The sequence below is a fragment of the Salmonella sp. SAL04213 genome (assembly GCF_046550535.1).
In the GTDB taxonomy this organism is placed as follows: Bacteria; Pseudomonadota; Gammaproteobacteria; order Enterobacterales; family Enterobacteriaceae; genus Salmonella; species Salmonella enterica.
In genome coordinates this window covers 53754-72070 of sequence record NZ_JBGDXS010000004.1, presented here as the reverse complement: position 1 = coordinate 72070, position 18317 = coordinate 53754, and the positions used below count along the sequence as shown (strand labels likewise).

15 protein-coding genes are annotated in these 18317 nt (G+C 54.7%); 4 read left to right on the top strand and 11 right to left on the bottom strand.

The genetic code is table 11. From position 1 onward, the window contains the following. Positions 1-92 precede the first annotated feature (92 nt). The 3 genes from gntT to gntX form a co-directional block, all read right to left on the bottom strand. Positions 93-1409: a gluconate transporter gene (gntT, locus tag ACLJPQ_RS12205; RefSeq protein ID WP_001131741.1), complete on the bottom strand. Its 1317-nt coding sequence runs from the start codon at positions 1407-1409 to the stop codon at positions 93-95. Positions 1410-1785: 376 nt separating this feature from the next. Further along, positions 1786-2361 carry a Fe-S biogenesis protein NfuA gene (gene nfuA, locus ACLJPQ_RS12200; RefSeq protein WP_000619387.1) on the bottom strand — a complete coding sequence of 192 codons (576 nt, stop codon included), beginning with the start codon at positions 2359-2361 and terminating at the stop codon, positions 1786-1788. Between the two features lie 58 nt (positions 2362-2419). Beyond that, positions 2420-3103 carry a DNA utilization protein GntX gene (gene gntX, locus ACLJPQ_RS12195; RefSeq protein ID WP_000958733.1) on the bottom strand — a complete coding sequence of 228 codons (684 nt, stop codon included), beginning with the start codon at positions 3101-3103 and terminating at the stop codon, positions 2420-2422. A gap of 37 nt (positions 3104-3140) precedes the next feature. On the opposite strand from gntX, the gene bioH reads away from it, so the two are divergent. Continuing rightward, complete coding sequence (gene bioH, locus ACLJPQ_RS12190; RefSeq protein WP_023241899.1) at positions 3141-3911, top strand: pimeloyl-ACP methyl ester esterase BioH; 771 nt, start codon at positions 3141-3143, stop codon at positions 3909-3911. Positions 3912-3946: 35 nt separating this feature from the next. Here the strand turns inward: bioH and ACLJPQ_RS12185 are convergent, their stop codons facing one another. The 6 genes from ACLJPQ_RS12185 to greB all read right to left on the bottom strand — a co-directional run bounded on the left by ACLJPQ_RS12185 (position 3947) and on the right by greB (position 11251). Continuing rightward, entirely contained in the window at positions 3947-4861 is a 915-nt protein-coding gene (locus tag ACLJPQ_RS12185; protein ID WP_000235955.1) for an Rpn family recombination-promoting nuclease/putative transposase, read from the bottom strand. 234 nt (positions 4862-5095) lie between these two features. After that, entirely contained in the window at positions 5096-5332 is a 237-nt protein-coding gene (feoC, locus tag ACLJPQ_RS12180) for a [Fe-S]-dependent transcriptional repressor FeoC (RefSeq protein WP_000157587.1), read from the bottom strand. Between the two features lie 12 nt (positions 5333-5344). Further along, positions 5345-7663, bottom strand: coding sequence for a Fe(2+) transporter permease subunit FeoB (gene feoB / locus ACLJPQ_RS12175; protein WP_000736983.1), 2319 nt, complete (start codon positions 7661-7663; stop codon positions 5345-5347). Positions 7664-7681: 18 nt separating this feature from the next. Then, positions 7682-7909, bottom strand: a complete 228-nt coding sequence (gene feoA / locus ACLJPQ_RS12170) for a ferrous iron transporter A (RefSeq protein WP_001160955.1) — start codon at positions 7907-7909, stop codon at positions 7682-7684. Positions 7910-8345: 436 nt separating this feature from the next. Beyond that, positions 8346-10679, bottom strand: a complete 2334-nt coding sequence (locus ACLJPQ_RS12165) for a Tex family protein (protein ID WP_080185087.1) — start codon at positions 10677-10679, stop codon at positions 8346-8348. Positions 10680-10777: 98 nt separating this feature from the next. Further along, entirely contained in the window at positions 10778-11251 is a 474-nt protein-coding gene (gene greB / locus ACLJPQ_RS12160; RefSeq protein ID WP_000856695.1) for a transcription elongation factor GreB, read from the bottom strand. A gap of 225 nt (positions 11252-11476) precedes the next feature. Between greB and ompR the strand changes: the two genes are divergently transcribed. Further along, complete coding sequence (gene ompR, locus ACLJPQ_RS12155; protein ID WP_001157751.1) at positions 11477-12196, top strand: two-component system response regulator OmpR; 720 nt, start codon at positions 11477-11479, stop codon at positions 12194-12196. Then, entirely contained in the window at positions 12193-13545 is a 1353-nt protein-coding gene (envZ, locus tag ACLJPQ_RS12150) for a two-component system sensor histidine kinase EnvZ (RefSeq protein ID WP_001253818.1), read from the top strand. The genes ompR and envZ overlap by 4 nt, the downstream gene beginning before the upstream one ends. 74 nt (positions 13546-13619) lie before the next feature. Here envZ and pckA read toward each other — a convergent pair whose 3' ends face one another. After that, entirely contained in the window at positions 13620-15239 is a 1620-nt protein-coding gene (pckA, locus tag ACLJPQ_RS12145; protein ID WP_020899320.1) for a phosphoenolpyruvate carboxykinase (ATP), read from the bottom strand. Between the two features lie 379 nt (positions 15240-15618). Here pckA and ACLJPQ_RS12140 point away from each other — a divergent pair, with 379 nt between their 5' ends. After that, entirely contained in the window at positions 15619-17328 is a 1710-nt protein-coding gene (locus ACLJPQ_RS12140; protein WP_080185086.1) for a DUF4153 domain-containing protein, read from the top strand. A 110-nt stretch (positions 17329-17438) separates the two neighbouring features. Here the strand turns inward: ACLJPQ_RS12140 and hslO are convergent, their stop codons facing one another. Continuing rightward, positions 17439-18317 carry an Hsp33 family molecular chaperone HslO gene (gene hslO, locus ACLJPQ_RS12135; RefSeq protein ID WP_001135571.1) on the bottom strand — a complete coding sequence of 293 codons (879 nt, stop codon included), beginning with the start codon at positions 18315-18317 and terminating at the stop codon, positions 17439-17441.

The following is an 18317-nucleotide window of genomic DNA, read 5'->3' as shown; positions in this document are numbered from 1 at the left end:
TGATGGTGAGAGCACGTAGGCCTGATAAGCGCAGCGCCATCAGGCAATCCTGGCGCACATTGCTACCTTATCCGGCCTACAAGCCGCCTCGCTTAAACCACCATACCCAGTAGCAGACAGCCGATCAGGCCGCAGACGGAGATGATCGTTTCCAGCATCGACCAGGATTTAATGGTCTCGCCGATAGTCAAATTGAAATACTCTTTGAATAGCCAGAAGCCCGGGTCGTTGACGTGAGAGAAAATCACGCTCCCGGAACCGACTGCGATAACCATCAGTTCAGGGCTAACGCCGGTAGTGGCGATCAGCGGCGCCGCAATGCCGCCTGCGGTAATCGCCGCGACAGTCGCAGAGCCCAGCGCGATACGCAGCACCGCCGCGATAGACCACGCCATCAACAGCGGAGAGACATTGGTTTCATGCATCATTGAAGCGATGTATTTATCCACGCCGCTATCGACCAGCACCTGCTTGAACGCGCCGCCGCCGCCGATGATCAGCAGCATCATGGCGATAATTTTGATGGAAGAGACCAGCGTATCGTTAATCTGATCCATGGAACGCCCGCGGTTCAGGCCAAAGGTGAACATCGCAATCAGTACGGCAATTAACGTAGCCATTACCGGGTCGCCCAGGAACTCGGCAACGGGCAGGAAAGCGTGGCCTTTTGGCAGAATCATCTCGGCAACCGCACGCATCGCCATCAGAATCACCGGAACCAGCGACGTCCAGACGCTGACGCCAAAGCCCGGCATCTCTTCTTCCGTAAAAGTTTTCGCGCTGTACAGGCCTTCCGGGATCGGCTTATCGATACCTTTCAGGAAACGGGCGTAAACCGGTCCGGCAAGGATCACGGTCGGGATTGCCAGAATCGTACCAAACAGCAGCGTCTTACCCATATCGGCATGGAAAATCGTGGCGATCGCGGTTGGACCCGGGTGCGGCGGCAGGAAGCCGTGTGTGACGGAGAGCGCCGCGGCCATCGGCACGCCGACGTACAGTAACGGGATATTCGCCGCTGCGGCAATGGTGAATACCAGCGGCAGCATCAGAACGAAGCCCACTTCATAGAACAGAGCGAAGCCGACGGTAAAGCCGGTTAACACTACGGCCCACTGAATATGCTTTTTACCAAATTTCGCGATCAGGGTAGTGGCGATACGTTGAGCGCCGCCGCAGTCGGCAAGCATTTTGCCCAGCATGGCGCCGAACCCCATAATCAGGGCCAGACTGCCAAGCGTACCGCCGACACCGGCTTTGATGGAGCCGATGACTTTATCCAGCGGCATTCCCTGCATCAACCCGACAGCGAGCGCTACCAGGACAAGGGCGATAAATCCGTTCATTTTGAAGCGGATCATCAGAAGAAGTAACAAGATAACACCGATAGCAACGATGACTAATGGCATGATTTACCTGGCCTTTACTTTGTTATGGGTAACGTCATTGTTTCGACGACAAATTCCTGTTGTTCCCGACGGGAACAGAGTCGCAATAGCACCAATACTGATTACCGTTGAAACGAATGAGCGTAGTCAGATGTTATATGGATGTTAGGTGCCCATAAGAATGATACGGGTAACATATGGGTGTTGAAAATGACCCTGGCAGGCAAAATTTAAATTATGAGACACAGGTCATGTTATCGGCGCAAGAAGAAGGACCATCGTTCTGAGATGTGGCTGATAGCGCCGGATGGCGGCGTAGACGCCTTATTCGGCCTACGGTGGGGCAGACAAGGCCCGACAGGCGCAAGCGCCATCGGGCATGGATGCGGGGAAAATCTTAGTAGTATGAGTGCTCGCCGCGCTGGTGTTCGGTCAGATCGCGAACCCCTTTCAGTTCCGGGAATTCATTCAGCAACTGTTTCTCGATCCCTTCTTTCAGCGTGACGTCAACCATCGAGCAACCGTTACAACCGCCGCCAAACTGCAGAATTGCATAGCCTTCATCGGTAATTTCCATCAGCGAGACGCGACCGCCGTGGCCCGCCAACTGTGGGTTAATCTGCGATTGCAGAGCATATTCCACGCGCTCCATCAGCGGCGCGTCATCGGCCACTTTGCGCATCTTCGCGTTTGGCGCTTTCAATGTAAGTTGAGAACCTAGCTGGTCGGTCACGAAATCAATTTCCGCGTCTTCCAGATAGGGCGCGCTCAGCTCGTCGACATAAGCGGTCAACAGGTCAAATTTCAGTGCAGTATCGGTGGCTTCTACGGCGTCGGGCGGACAATAAGAAACACCGCACTCTGCGTTAGGAGTGCCGGGATTAATGACAAATACGCGGATTTGCGTCCCTTCTTCCTGATTTGCCAGCAGTTTGGCAAAGTGCGCTTGTGCAGCATCGGAAATACGGATCATAGTAATGGCCTAATAGTTGACTATTTTAGTTGGTTATAATACGCCCATCATCGAGGCTCTACAAGGTTCGACACAGGCACCATACCTGGACAGTCGCTGCGCCGTTGCGCAAAAGCAGTTGCGCGATTTCCGCGACGGTACTTCCGGTAGTGACGACATCATCCACAATAACCATATGGAGACCCTGTACCGGCAATTCAAGGCGAAACGCGTTTTTCAAATTGCGCTTACGTAACCTGGCGCTGAGATGATGTTGTGTTGCGGTTGCCCGTACCCGCGTGATGGTCTGGCTGTCCCACGCGCAGCCCAGCCAGCGCGCTAACGGTTGGCATAACAGATCGCTTTGGTTAAATCCCCGCCGCCAGTGTCGGCGCGACCAGAGCGGAACGCTGACGATTCTGTCGGGAAGCTGCAAGCCAGTGCTGCGGCGCGCCATGAGGACTTCCTGCAACAGTAGACGCGCCAGAGCGGCGGCAATTTCGCTACGGCGGGTAAATTTAAGCTGATGCACCAGTAAACTCAAGGGCGGCGTATAGTCACTGACGCTCACCAGACGCTGCCAGGGCGGAGGTTTTTGCAGGCAGCGACCGCAGGGGAGCGAAGGATGCGCGGCGGGTAATCCACATTGCGGACACAGGCTGACGCGCTGGCGGACGGCGCGCGCGCATACGGAACAAATCCCCCAGTGGCTTAACGCCAGCGGCATTCGGCATAGCCAGCATAATCCCGGTACTGTTAGCATAGGTGCATCCTTGTTAGACAAAAGAGAACAGTAACTGATGAATGACATCTGGTGGCAGACCTACGGCGAGGGAAATTGTCATCTTGTGCTGCTGCACGGGTGGGGATTGAACGCGGAGGTATGGCATTGCATTCGCGAGGAACTCGGCTCGCATTTTACGCTGCATCTGGTCGACTTGCCGGGCTATGGTCGCAGCTCGGGGTTTGGCGCTATGACGTTTGAAGAGATGACGGCGCAGGTAGCGAAAAACGCGCCGGACCAGGCTATCTGGCTTGGCTGGAGCCTGGGTGGCCTGGTGGCGAGTCAGATGGCGCTCACCCACCCTGAACGCGTTCAGGCGCTGGTGACAGTCGCCTCTTCGCCATGCTTTAGCGCGCGTGAGGGGTGGCCGGGAATAAAACCAGAAATCCTCGGCGGATTCCAGCAGCAGCTTAGCGACGATTTTCAGCGCACGGTGGAGCGTTTTCTGGCGCTGCAAACGTTAGGGACGGAGACGGCGCGTCAGGATGCCCGCACCTTAAAAAGCGTGGTGCTGGCGCAGCCTATGCCGGATGTAGACGCGCTCAATGGCGGACTGGAAATCTTAAAAACGGTCGATCTACGAGAAGCGCTTAAAAATGTGAACATGCCGTTTTTGCGTTTGTATGGTTATCTGGACGGTCTGGTGCCGCGTAAAATCGTGCCTTTGCTCGATACGTTATGGCCGCACAGTACATCACAGATAATGGCGAAGGCGGCCCATGCGCCGTTTATCTCGCATCCGGCGGCGTTTTGTCAGGCGCTGATGACGCTAAAATCATCGCTGTAACCAGGGCGTTGCCGGGCCCGGACCATTCTGCCAGATTAATGGCTTTCAGACGCCAGATCGGCAGGCGCCAGCCCGGTAACCCTAAGCACGGTATCGCGATCGAAACCATCGTTTAGCATGGAGCGGGCAATGCGCAATGCGGCGAGCCGTTGGCCTTCCTGCTTGCCTTGCTGTAACCCGTTACGATGTCCTTCCTGACGTAATCTGTCTGCGATAGTCATGATCTTCTCCTTATGCTGTGGGATACGCATAGCCACCTGGCGGATAAACGTATTGAAGCGCGCGGCGTCGCCAGTGTGCATCATGTAATTAAACAAACTTTGAAGCTGGGTGTCATTAGCGTATCCCTTAACCAGCAGGGCGACCAGCTGTTCGACAAGCCCCATCAGATCACGCTGGCGGATGTGTTTTTGTATGAGTTCCAGCAGCGCGACCCGTCGGTGTCGCATAATCTCGTCGTCCGGCACGACCGTAATATCGACCAGAGGAAAGGCGGTGGCGTATAGCTTACGCGCCATCACCGGGTCGGCAAATTCATCCAGCCAGCATAATGAGAACGGATAGGGGCTGCGGTTTCCGTGATAAAACAGCATTGGCACCACTAACGGCAACGTCTTATGCCCGGCCTCCAGATGCCGTTGCATTGCAGCCATTGCGTAACGCATCAGCCGAAATGCCATATGCGCGTCCGGCGTACTCTGATGTTCAATAACCACGTAAATGTAACCTTCACCTTCACTTGTTTCCAGCGACCAAAGAATATCGGAATAATGGGGGCGTAAATCCTCTTCAATAAAGCTACCGGACTCCAGCCGTAACGTATTTAGATTACAGATTTGACGTAATGTCGTCGGGAGATGAATTTCCAAAAAATCCCGTGCAGTATCGGGGTGGCATAGAAACTGTTTGAATACCGCGTCATGCGGCGTGGATGTTGTTGAGGTCGCCATATCGATCCGTCATCGGTGAAGTTCAATGGCGTGACGCTACGCGCAGACCGGGCTGATTGCAGTAGAGGATTAGTGCGCTTGCGAGGCGCATGGGGAGATAAATGCGCACGGCGGTAACGCTTTCATCTTTGTGGAAGGCATGACGCAAAATTGCCCGGCAGCGTGACGCGTACCGGGCAACATAATGCGGGATAAAGGCCGGATAAGACGCGTTATGCCGCTACCCGGCGAAGGTCAACGCAAGGCCCACCATTCGCGCAGGCAGGCTTTACCTTCCGGACAACTTTTACAGCTGCCTGAAAGGCAGCCGTCCGCTTCTTCCGGGATACGTACCGCTTTACCCATGATCTCCAGTTGATTCAGCATGGCGTCGATCATGGGCTGCGGAGCGTGCAGCGTATGGCTGATCTGCGTTGCCTCCATACGCCCCCGTAGCGCCAGTAGATCGCGAACCTGTATCAATGAAGCCATTTTTTACATCCCTTAGTGACAATTGCCCGCAGTGCCCGAACAACAGGAACTGACGTTTTTGCGGGTTGCCAGCAGTTCAATGTCTACACGGCTGCGGGCGCGGCGCAACAGGCTTAACACCACAACGTTAAAGACGATCACTGCCAGAATACAGATCAGACTGTATGTCGGGTGTTGACTGAAGCTGGTAACCTGGTAGAACAGCGTGGCGAGCGAATAGGCGATATTCAGTCCCCACAGGATGGAGAAGCCCATCCAGCCGCGGCTGGACTCGCGGGCGATAGCGCCCATTACCGAGATACACGGTACGTAAAGCAGGACAAAAATCAGGTAACTGTACGCCGCCGCGGCGCTGCCGAATTTTTGATCCATCACGCCCATCGCGCCGGTTGCCATTTCGCCGTCGCCTTTACTCGCTTCGATCGGGTTAGCTAGTACGCTCAGGCTAAAGGTGTCTTTCAGGCTTTGCCAGGTATCGTCAACCGCGCCCAGCAGTTCATCGCCGAGGTGGAAGTCGGCAGGATTAAACGCTTCGTCCTGAATATTTTCGGCGGTGTAGAGCGTGTTCAGCGTACCGACGACAACTTCTTTAGCCATGGCGCCCGTAAACAGACCCACGGTCGCTTGCCAGTTATCCTCATGGACGCCGATCGGTTTAAAGACTGGCGTGATGACCCGGCTTACAGAGGCGAGGGCGGAGTCATTAATGTTATCGACGATTTTGCCGCTCAGCGAGAAACTGTTAAACGCGCTCAGGAAAATACTCACGATGATAATGACTTTACCGGCGCGTAGTACAAAACCTTTCAGGCGTTGCCAGGTCTGGATGATCAGGCTCTTGATATGCGGGACGTGGTAAACCGGCAGCTCCATCACAAACGGAGAGGCTTCGCCGCGCATAATGGTATGCTTCAGCATCAGGCCGGTTAATACCGCCATGACAATACCCAGCACGTACAGCGAGAAGACCGCCAGCGCGCCGTTTTGCCCGAAGAAGGCGGCGGCAAAGACGGCGAAAATCGCCAGGCGCGCGCCACAGGACATAAACGGCGCCATCATGATGGTCATCAGACGTTCGCGCGGAGCGTCAAGCGTGCGGGCGCCCATCACGGAAGGCACGTTACAGCCGAAGCCGACAATCAGCGGCACGAAGGATTTACCCGGTAGTCCCAGCGCCTGCATCAGGCGATCCATGACGAAGGCCGCGCGCGCCATATAACCGGAGTCTTCAAGGAAGGAGAGGAACAGGTACATCATCCCGATTTGCGGCACCAGCGGCAGGACGGTATTGATCCCGCCGCCAAGACCTTGCGCCAGGAAGATGGTTAACCAATCCGGGAAGTGCAACGTGTAGCCAATCCATTGAATGCCATGAATAAAGATGGCGACGGAACCGGCATCAAACAGGGGTTGCAACGCGCCGCCGATGTTAATGGCGAGCAGGAACATCAGGTACATCACGAACAAAAAAATCGGTAAGCCGAGGAAGCGGTTCAGAATAATTTTATCGACCGCCCTGGTGAAGCGGCTGGGTTCGGCTGTCAGGGTATTGCTGACCACGTCGCAAATAGCGGCGATACACTGGTAACGGGCGTCGGCGATATGCAGCGCCGGGTCGTCCATTTCGTCCTTCAGACGGGCCAGGGAGGTGTCCAGGTTTTGCGCCGCCTCGCCTGCGTAAGCCCGGCTGTAGATATCGCCCTCCAGCATTTGCAGACCCAGCCAGCGGCGCTGTTGTAAAGGCATCTCCTGGGCCATCGCGTCGGCCAGGAAACCCGCTTCGCGCAGCAGCGGCTGGGCATAATGCACCAGTTCGACGTTGTCGTTAGCGTTGTGACGGTCAATGGCCAGTTTCAGCGCCTCGATACCGCGGCCGCGAGTCGATACCAGCGGTACGACAGGGCAACCCAGACGCGTGGACAGAGCGTCGACATCAATACGAACCTGCTGTTTTTCGGCGATATCCAGCATGTTGAGCGCGACAATACAGGGGATACCCAGCTCCAGCAGTTGCAGCGTCAAATAGAGGTTGCGCTCCAGATTGGAGGCGTCCACAACGTTTATCAACAGGTCGGCGTCGCCGCTCAGGATGTAGTGGCAGGCGATCTGTTCGTCGAGAGAGGTTTGTGACGAGATGGTCGTCAGAGAATAGGTGCCGGGTAAATCTACCAGCGTGACCTGGTGGTCAGTTGTCGCGAACTGGCCCTCTTTACGCTCGACGGTGACGCCCGCCCAGTTCCCCACGCGCTGACGCGCGCCGGTGAGTTGGTTAAATAAGGTGGTCTTGCCGGAATTAGGATTACCAATTAAACCAATGGTTAATTTTTTCATTTTTATAGACTCACTGTATTAACAGGAAACCGCTTCCACTTCTATTAACGCCAAATCCTTTTTACGCAAAACCAGACTCACGCGTCGTGTTTCGATATGGATCGGATCGCCTAAGGGCGCGACGCGGACGACATTAAATGAAGAGCCGGGCAACATGCCGAGCGAAAGCAGTTTTTGACGATACGCCGGGCTGATTTCACGCGCAAAGCCGGTGATTTTCCACGCAGTGTCAGGAGTGAATTGCATACGACCTACTTGTTTCTTACTAACTGGATGTATACCTCATGCGGCGCTCAGGGGGGCGGCAGGAGACCCGATGTTTAGCCAACGAAGGAAAGAGTAAATAATCAACAACACAATGATAATGAGAATGGTTTCTATCTTCAACGATTAAAATGTGACGGAATGTACAAATAAGCGATAATTTGCGCCGATGTTGATATGGCTCAACATTTATTTGTCTTTTTGCAAATACCCCTAATGTGCAAATATTCACCGTTTTTAATGTTTAATTAAGGTTTCATCTGTTAATAAAGTGATAATTAATAGTGCGGATAGCAGAGGGAAATTAATTAACAGATTCTAATGGGTAAGATTTAATTGTTAATTAAAAAAGAAAGGGTTGGACGTATTGCAAAATCGCAGGCCGGATAAGAAGTAACCCGGCCTGCGTATTACCCGATTAGCGTTTTTTCCCCATTGCCGCTGCCAGCGCGTCCATCATGGCGCTGTTACCGGCTGGCTGGGCGTCACGACCGCGCGGTTTCGCCGCTTTTGACGCCGGGCGGTTGCCCTGAGCGCGATCGGCGCCGCCGCCGCCGCGGCGAGCGGCGGTTTCGCCGGGCTGTTCGTCCAGACGCATCGTCAGCGCGATACGCTTACGTTGCAGATCCACTTCCAGCACTTTCACCTTCACGATGTCGCCGGCTTTTACCACGGTGTGCGGATCGTCGACGAACTTATTCGAGAGCGAGGAGATATGCACCAGGCCATCCTGATGAACGCCGATATCGACAAACGCGCCGAAGTTAGTGACGTTAGTGACCGCCCCTTCCAGAATCATCCCCGGTAGCAGGTCGTTCATGGTTTCAACGCCATCGGCGAATTGCGCGGTTTTAAATTCAGGACGCGGGTCGCGGCCCGGTTTTTCCAGCTCTTTGATGATATCGCTCACGGTCGGCACGCCGAATTTATCGTCGGTAAAATCAGCGGCCTTGAGGTGACGCAATTCGTTGCTGTTGCCCATCAGATCTTTTAGCGCTTGCTGCGTCGCCGCCAGAATGCGTTCGACAACCGGATAGGCTTCCGGGTGGACGGTGGAGGCATCCAGCGGGTTATCGCCGTGGTTAATACGCAGGAAGCCCGCGCACTGCTCAAACGCTTTCGGCCCCAGACGGCTCACCTTCAACAGTTGCTGGCGATTCTGGAACTGACCGTTCTCATCGCGCCAGGCGACGATGTTTTGCGCCATCATGCGCGTTAAGCCCGCGACGCGGGTCAGCAGCGGTACGGAGGCGGTATTCAAATCGACGCCGACGGCGTTTACGCAGTCTTCGACCACCGCATCCAGCTTACGGGCCAACTGGGTCTGGCTGACATCGTGTTGATATTGGCCGACGCCGATCGATTTCGGATCGATTTTCACCAGTTCCGCCAGCGGATCCTGCAGACGACGCGCGATAGAGACCGCGCCGCGCAGGGAGACGTCGAGATCCGGAAACTCCTGCGCCGCCAGCTCAGAAGCGGAATACACGGACGCCCCCGCTTCGCTGACGATCACTTTTTGCGCCGTCACGTTCGGGAACTGTTTCTGTACGTCGAGATAGAAGCGTTCGGTTTCACGCGAGGCCGTACCGTTGCCAATCGCGACCAGTTCGACGTGGTATTTTTCGCACAGCGCGGCGATCACGGTAGCCGCTTTGGCCGCCTGACCGGTATGCGGATAAATGGTATCCGTCGCCACCAGCTTGCCGGTGCCGTCAACGACAGCGACTTTTACGCCGGTACGCAGGCCAGGATCAAGGCCCATTGTAGCGCGCAGGCCTGCGGGGGCTGCCATCAGCAGGTCGTGCAGGTTACGGGCAAACACGTTAATCGCTTCATCTTCCGCACGTTCGCGCACGGTGCCCATCAGTTCGGTTTCGAGGTGCATTAAGACTTTGATACGCCACGTCCAGCTCACTACGCCTTTGCGCCAGCTATCCGCCGGGGCGTTATTTAGCCGCAGGCCGAGATGGTCCATGATGATCTGCTCGCAGTAGCTCTCTTTCGGCGGCTCATCAAACTGTGGGTCGGCATTGAGCGAAAGTTGCAGAATGCCTTCGTTACGACCACGGAACATGGCCAGCGCACGGTGAGACGGGACGTTAGCAATGGGCTCATGATGGTCGAAATAGTCGCGGAATTTTGCCCCTTCTTCCTCTTTGCCGTTCACGACTGTGGCGACCAGATGGGCGTTCTTCCACAGGTAATCACGCACTTTCGCCAGCAATGCGGCGTCTTCGGCAAAGCGCTCCATCAGAATGTAGCGTGCGCCGTCGAGCGCGGCTTTCGTGTCCGCCACGCCTTTGTCGCCATCAATGTACTTTGCCGCTTCCACGTCAGGATCGTGGGACGGCTCGTTCCAGAGCAGATCGGCCAGCGGCTCAAGGCCGGCTTCAATGGCGATTTGTCCACGGGTGCGGCGTTTAGGTTTATAGGGCAGGTAGAGGTCTTCGAGCTCGGTCTTACTTAACGTAGCGTTGATGGCGCCAGCCAGCTCATCGGTCAGTTTGCCTTGTTCGGAAATGGACTTGAGGATGGCCTGACGCCTGTCTTCCAGCTCACGCAGATAGCCCAGACGCGTTTCCAGGTTACGCAACTGCGTGTCATCCAGACCGCCGGTGATTTCTTTACGATAACGTGCGATAAACGGCACGGTGTTCCCTTCGTCAAGCAGGCGAACGGCAGCTTCAACCTGCCCGGCATTTGCCTGGATTTCACCCGCAATAATGCGGCAGAAAGAATCATTCATCATGGGTTAGCTTCGTCTTCAGGATAAAAATCAGGGGATAGTTATACGGATTGGCTGGCAAAAATGCCAGCCATCAGCGGGGGCTTAGGATTCTTCTTGTCTTATTTGACGTATTCGATCGCATTGACGTACCAGTTTGCTTCGCCGACAGGGGTGTTGACCACCGCCAGATCGCCCACTTCTTTTTTCAGTAGCGCCCGCGCCATCGGCGAGTCGATAGAGATGTAATCCTTACGTCCGAAAATTTCATCGTAGCCGACAATGCGGAACTTCAGCGTATCGCCGTCATCATTTTCAATTTCCACCCAGGCGCCGAAGAAGACTTTGCCCTCCTGCTGCGGGGAATAATCCACGATTTTGAGATTTTCCATGCATTTGGTCAGATATCTGACGCGTCTGTCGATCTCACGCAGGCGCTTTTTATTATACTGATAGTCGGCATTCTCGCTGCGGTCGCCCAGACTCGCAGCCCAGGTCACTTTTTTGGTGACCTCCGGGCGCTCTTCACGCCAGAGATAATTGAGCTCTTGTTTGAGTGTTTCGTACCCTTCGCGGGTGATCAGGGGCGTTTTCATCTCGTTGATTTACCTTTGCTGTCGATATTGCGCACACGGGGTATAACGTGATCGTCCCGACAGAATAAATAATGGGGTTGCCGATTAATTGTATATTTAAGCTGCTGTTAAATATGCTTTGTAACAATTTAGCCTGAAATTCATACCAGAATTTGCTGGTGACTCACGTGAGCTTTTTTAAGAATACACACTTACATTTGTTGCGAACCTTTGGGAGTACAGACAATGCAAGAGAATTATAAGATTCTGGTGGTTGATGACGATATGCGTCTGCGGGCGCTACTGGAACGTTATCTGACCGAGCAGGGCTTCCAGGTTCGAAGCGTCGCTAACGCCGAGCAGATGGATCGTCTGCTGACCCGTGAATCTTTCCATCTCATGGTACTGGATTTAATGCTGCCAGGTGAAGATGGTCTGTCGATTTGTCGTCGCCTGCGTAGTCAAAGTAATCCAATGCCGATCATTATGGTCACGGCGAAGGGTGAAGAAGTTGACCGTATCGTCGGGCTGGAAATCGGCGCCGATGACTACATTCCTAAACCGTTTAACCCGCGCGAGCTGTTGGCGCGTATCCGCGCCGTGCTACGTCGTCAGGCAAACGAACTGCCCGGCGCGCCGTCGCAGGAAGAGGCCGTTATCGCGTTCGGTAAGTTTAAACTGAACCTCGGTACGCGCGAGATGTTCCGTGAAGATGAACCGATGCCGCTGACCAGCGGGGAGTTTGCGGTACTGAAAGCGTTAGTCAGCCATCCGCGCGAGCCGCTCTCTCGCGACAAGCTGATGAATCTGGCCCGTGGCCGCGAGTATTCCGCGATGGAACGCTCCATCGACGTCCAGATCTCCCGCCTGCGCCGTATGGTGGAAGAAGATCCGGCGCATCCGCGTTATATTCAGACCGTCTGGGGCCTGGGCTACGTCTTCGTACCGGACGGTTCTAAAGCATGAGGCGAATGCGCTTCTCGCCGCGAAGTTCATTTGCCCGCACGCTGTTGCTCATCGTCACCTTGCTGTTCGTCAGCCTGGTGACGACCTACCTGGTGGTGCTGAACTTCGCGATTTTGCCGAGCCTCCAGCAGTTTAATAAGGTTCTGGCTTACGAAGTCCGTATGCTGATGACCGATAAGCTGCAACTGGAGGACGGCACGCAGTTAGTCGTGCCGCCTGCGTTTCGTCGGGAAATCTATCGCGAGCTGGGGATCTCTCTCTACACCAACGAAGCCGCTGAAGAGGCCGGGTTGCGTTGGGCGCAACACTACGAATTCTTAAGCCACCAGATGGCGCAGCAATTAGGCGGCCCGACGGAAGTGCGCGTTGAGGTCAACAAAAGCTCGCCCGTCGTGTGGCTCAAAACCTGGCTGTCGCCCAATATCTGGGTGCGCGTGCCGCTGACCGAGATTCATCAGGGCGATTTTTCTCCGCTTTTCCGTTACACGCTGGCGATCATGCTCCTGGCGATAGGCGGCGCGTGGCTGTTTATTCGTATACAGAACCGACCGTTAGTGGATCTTGAACATGCCGCCTTGCAGGTAGGGAAGGGAATTATCCCGCCGCCGCTGCGTGAATATGGCGCCTCTGAGGTGCGCTCTGTGACCCGGGCGTTTAACCATATGGCAGCCGGCGTGAAACAATTGGCCGATGACCGTACGCTATTGATGGCGGGCGTCAGCCACGACTTGCGCACGCCGCTGACCCGTATTCGTCTGGCGACGGAGATGATGGGCGAGGAAGACGGTTATCTCGCGGAGTCGATCAATAAAGACATCGAAGAGTGTAACGCCATTATCGAACAGTTTATTGACTATCTGCGTACCGGTCAGGAAATGCCAATGGAGATGGCGGATCTCAATTCCGTACTGGGCGAGGTGATTGCGGCGGAAAGCGGCTATGAGCGTGAGATTAACACTGCGCTTCAGGCAGGCAGCATCCAGGTGAAAATGCACCCGCTCTCGATTAAGCGCGCGGTGGCGAATATGGTGGTTAATGCTGCCCGTTATGGCAACGGCTGGATTAAGGTCAGTAGCGGCACCGAGTCGCATCGCGCCTGGTTCCAGGTAGAAGATGACGGGCCGGGCATTAAGCCGGAGCAGCGTAAACATCTGTTCCAGCCTTTTGTACGCGGCGACAGCGCCCGTAGCACCAGCGGTACAGGGCTGGGGCTGGCGATTGTGCAGCGCATTATTGATAACCATAACGGGATGCTGGAGATTGGCACCAGCGAGCGTGGCGGATTGTCGATTCGCGCCTGGCTACCGGTTCCTGTGGCTCGCGTCCAGGGGACGACAAAAGAGGCATAAGAAAGGGAGGTATTACCCTCCCTTTCTTCTTAACGCTGGATGACGCTGTTCAAAGCCGCCATCCGGCCTGTTCCTTACAGCTTCGGTCCGGCGCTAACCAGCGCTTCGCCTGCCGGGGTATCCGTATACTTCTCGAAGTTCTCAATGAACAGTTTCGCCAGCGCGGTGGCTTTTTCCTGCCATTGTTCCGGCGACGCGTAGGTGTTACGCGGGTCGAGAATGTGGGTATCCACGCCTGGCAGTTCAGTCGGGATCGCCAGATCGAACAGCGGCAGACGGAAGGTTTCCGCGTTATCAAGAGAACCGTTCAGAATGGCGTCGATAATCGCGCGCGTATCTTTGATGGAGATACGTTTGCCGGTGCCATTCCAGCCGGTGTTAACCAGATAAGCCTGCGCGCCTGCTGCCTGCATACGTTTCACCAGCACCTCAGCATACTGCGTCGGGTGCAGCGTCAGGAACGCGGCGCCGAAGCAGGCGGAGAAGGTGGGGGTCGGTTCGGTGACGCCGCGTTCGGTGCCGGCCAGTTTAGCGGTGAAACCCGACAGGAAGTGGTACTGCGTCTGGTTAGCGGTTAAACGGGAAACCGGCGGCAACACGCCGAAGGCGTCCGCCGTCAGGAAGATAACCTTGGTGGCGTGACCTGCTTTGGACACGGGCTTAACGATATTATCGATATGGTAGATCGGGTAAGAGACGCGGGTGTTTTCGGTTTTGGAACCATCGTCGAAATCAACGCTGCCGTCTTCGCGCACGGTGACGTTTTCCAGCAGCGCATCACGGCGAATCGCATGATAAATTTCTGGCTCCGCTTCTTTCGACAGTTTGATGGTTTTGGCGTAGCAGCCGCCTTCAAAGTTGAACACGCCGTCGTCATCCCAACCGTGCTCATCATCGCCAATCAGACGACGTTTCGGGTCGGTGGACAGAGTGGTTTTTCCGGTACCGGAAAGGCCGAAGAAGACCGCGACATCGCCTTTTTCACCCACGTTGGCGGAACAGTGCATTGAGGCGATACCTTTGAGCGGCAGCAGGTAGTTCATTACCGAGAACATTCCTTTTTTCATTTCGCCGCCGTACCAGGTGCCGCCAATAAGCTGAATACGTTCAGTCAGGTTGAACGCCACGAAGTTTTCCGAGTTCAGCCCTTGCTCTTTCCACTGCGGGTTGGTGCACTTCGCGCCGTTCATGACAATAAAGTCAGGTTTGAAGCCTACCAGCTCTTCGTCCGTTGGGCGAATGAACATATTTTTAACGAAGTGGGCCTGCCAGGCGACTTCCGTAATAAAGCGCACGGAAAGACGCGTATCGGCATTTGCGCCGCAGAACGCATCAACAATGAATAAGCGTTTACCAGAAAGCTGATGCGTCACCAGACCTTTCAGGTGTTGCCAGGTTTCCTGGGAAAGCGGCTTATTATCGTTTTTACCTTTACCCTTATCGGACCACCACAGCGTATCACGCGTGGTGTCGTCGCGAACAATGTACTTATCCTTAGGCGAACGACCGGTAAAAATACCGGTATCAACGGCAACAGCGCCCAGGTTAGTTAACACGCCACGCTCATAGCCTTCCAGACCAGGATTAAGTTCTTCCTGATAAAGGGTGTCGTAGCTGGGATTGTAAACGATATCCTGGACGTCGTTGATACCATAAGCCTTGAGATCTTGCGGGGTTAAATTGTTAACGCGCATATCACTGCTCCTTAGCCAATATATATTACCGAAAATAGTAAGGTTTTTTGAGGTTGGTTAACCGCGACAAGGCTCATAGATTTACGTATCTGGACAAAATCACGATTGACGAAAAACACTGTGACTCCTGTCACGCAGCGGCGGTTATTATGGCAGGAAACCTACTTTTGTTGTGGAAAATGTTCTGAAAACGTTAAAAGGAAGTGTTTTTGACCGACATAATGTGACTGTAATCGCATTCATGTAAGAAAGTTACGTAACACCAACATGAACAATATCGATTCACCTCTCTGCGTTTTTTTCTGAATTATGCATGACGACGCCTGGCGGTGAACAGATGGTGCAATAATGCGGCTTTCTCATCATTCTGGATAACGACATGGAAAGTGTAGCGCTTTCACGTACTACTCGCTGGGGTATGTTGCTCACCGGTTTGCTGCAGGGCGTCTTGTGCTACCTGCTGATGGCCTGGCTGGTACCACAAAATAGCGACTGGCTGTTCTATGGTATGCCTGCGACGATAGCGTTGTCGTCAATGCTATTGCTTACCGTGGTTTCTTTTAAACAGCGCGCGCTGTGGGGCTGGCTGGGGCTGACCTTTGTGGTCGTGCTGGCAATGAGCGGCTGGCTGAAATGGCAGGTTGAGGCGGTGGAGAAATGGCGCCTGGCCGAGCTCCTCTGGCTGTATGGTCTCCGGCTTGTGTTGATGGCGATGCTGGTCTTACCCTGGATGCAATATCAGTTACATTCGCAAACCGGTTCGGCGCGTTATCCCCAGTTTTATCTGCGGTTATGGCATAACGTACTGACATTGTTTATCGTCCTGGTCGCCAACGGACTGTTCTGGCTGGTGCTTCTGCTCTGGAGCGCGCTATTCAGGCTGGTGGGCATCCGCTTTTTCAGCACCCTTTTCTTTGAAACTGAAGCCTTTATTTATGTGACCATCGGCCTGATTACGGCGCTGGCGGTCATTCTCGCCCGCACGCAGTCGCGCCTTGTGGCGGCGGTGCAAAAGCTGTTGACGCTGATCGCGACAGGTTTACTGCCGGTGGTGTCGCTGCTGGCATTGCTGTTTATTGTGACGTTACCCTTTACCGGACTGGAGGCGATTTCTGCGCGTGTTTCCGCTGCGGGGCTGCTATCCACGCTGACGCTGATGCTGCTGCTCCTCGTGGCGATTGTCAATGAACCGCAAAAGCGCGTATTACCCTATCCGCGCGTACTACGCGGCATGATTAGCGCCTCGCTGTGCGTTGCCCCGATATATATGCTGCTGGCGGGCTGGGCGTTATGGGTACGCATTCAGCAATACGGCTGGACGCCGGATCGTCTGTATGGCGCGCTGACGGCGTCTGTCTTGCTGGTATGGTCCTTCGGTTATCTGATCGGTCTGTTACGCCGCGGACGCGACCCTGGTGAGTGGCAAGGCAAGGTGATACTGAGCGTCTCTTTGTTGACGCTGGTGATATTGCTGTTGCTGGCCTCGCCTGTACTTGATGTCTGGCGTATTAGCGTCAACAGCCATATGGCGCGTTACCATAGCGGTAAAATTACTGCGGATCAGATCAGCCTGTATATGCTGGATCACAGCGGCAAACCTGGCCAGGAAGCGCTGAAATCGTTGCGGGATGACGAGGCGTTTACGCAGAACAGAAAGCGCAATCGTAAACTGATGACGTTTTTGCAGAGAAATAAGGTCTCTCCGACGGCGGACGATTTAGCGCGGGTGGTGATGATTGCGCCCGGTAGCCAGAAGCCGGATGCCGCATTTTGGGCGTTTGTCAAAGAGCAGAGTTATTCGGACGATTCCTGCCTTGAACCGGATGCCTGCGTTCTGGTGAGTCAGGATCTTAACGGCGACGGTCAGCCTGAGCAGGTGCTGTATAACTTTATTGTTGCCGAGAGCCAGGTCTACGGCTTAAAAGAGGGGAAATGGACGCAGAAAGCGTTCGCCCGATTGCCGGACGGGTTTTCTAAGACGCAACTGTTGCACGCGATTGCCGGGCATCGGTTAGACTCAGCCCCCAAAGCCTGGCGCGATATCATTGTTGATGGTCAGCGGTTGGATGTGGATTACTACAACGAGTAAGCTTTTTGCCGGATGGCGGCATAAATGCCTTATCCGGCCTACGGAGCGGGATGCTGTAGGCCAGATAAGCGCAGCGCCATCAGGCAATGATGTTGTCGACTGAAAGGCGATTAATGAACCTGTGGATCGGCAGGAGAGGCGTTGTTACGGATCTCCGCGATATCCATCGCATTGAACAGGTAATGATTGCCGCAGTAATCGCAGTGCATATCGATTTCACCTTCTTCCGCCAGAATGCTGTCCACTTCTTCATCCGGCAATGTTTTCAGCGCGCCCGCGCAACGTTCGCGTGAACAGGTGCATTTGAATTCAACATCTTGCGGATCGTAGAGCGTGACTTCTTCTTCGTGATACAAACGCCACAGCACGTCATTTGCCGGTAACGTCAGCAGCTCTTCGCTTTTAATGGTTTCCGTCAACATAGCCAGATGGTCGAAATCCTCCGCCTGCGCGTTCTGTGCCGGCATCACCTGGAGCAACATTCCACCTGCCGCCGGTTTACCGTCGACATCGCCGGTACGGATAAACAGGCGCGTCGGCAACTGCTCGGAGCGCAGGAAGTAATCTTCCAGGCACGCCGCCAGAGTATCGCCTTCCAGACCCACCACGCCCTGATAGCGTTCACCCTCTTCCGGCGTAATGGTGATCACCAGATAGCCGTTGCCAACCAGCGTTTTGAGATCCGCATTGTCAGGGATATCGCCCTGAACGCGAGCCACGCCGCGCATCTGCTGCTGATTATTGCCATTGATCACCGCCAGGCTTAACGGCCCGTCGCCCTGGAGCTGTACCGTAATGTCACCGGCAAACTTCAGCGTCGCGGTCAGCAGGCTAGTGGCGACCAGCAGTTCGGCCAGTACGGTTTTCACCGGCTGCGGGTAGGTATGATTGTCGAGGATCTGTTGCAAGGTTTCCGAAACGGTCACCAGCTCGCCGCGAACGGCAAAGTTTTCAAACAGATAACGATGTAATTGGTCATGTTGCGGCAT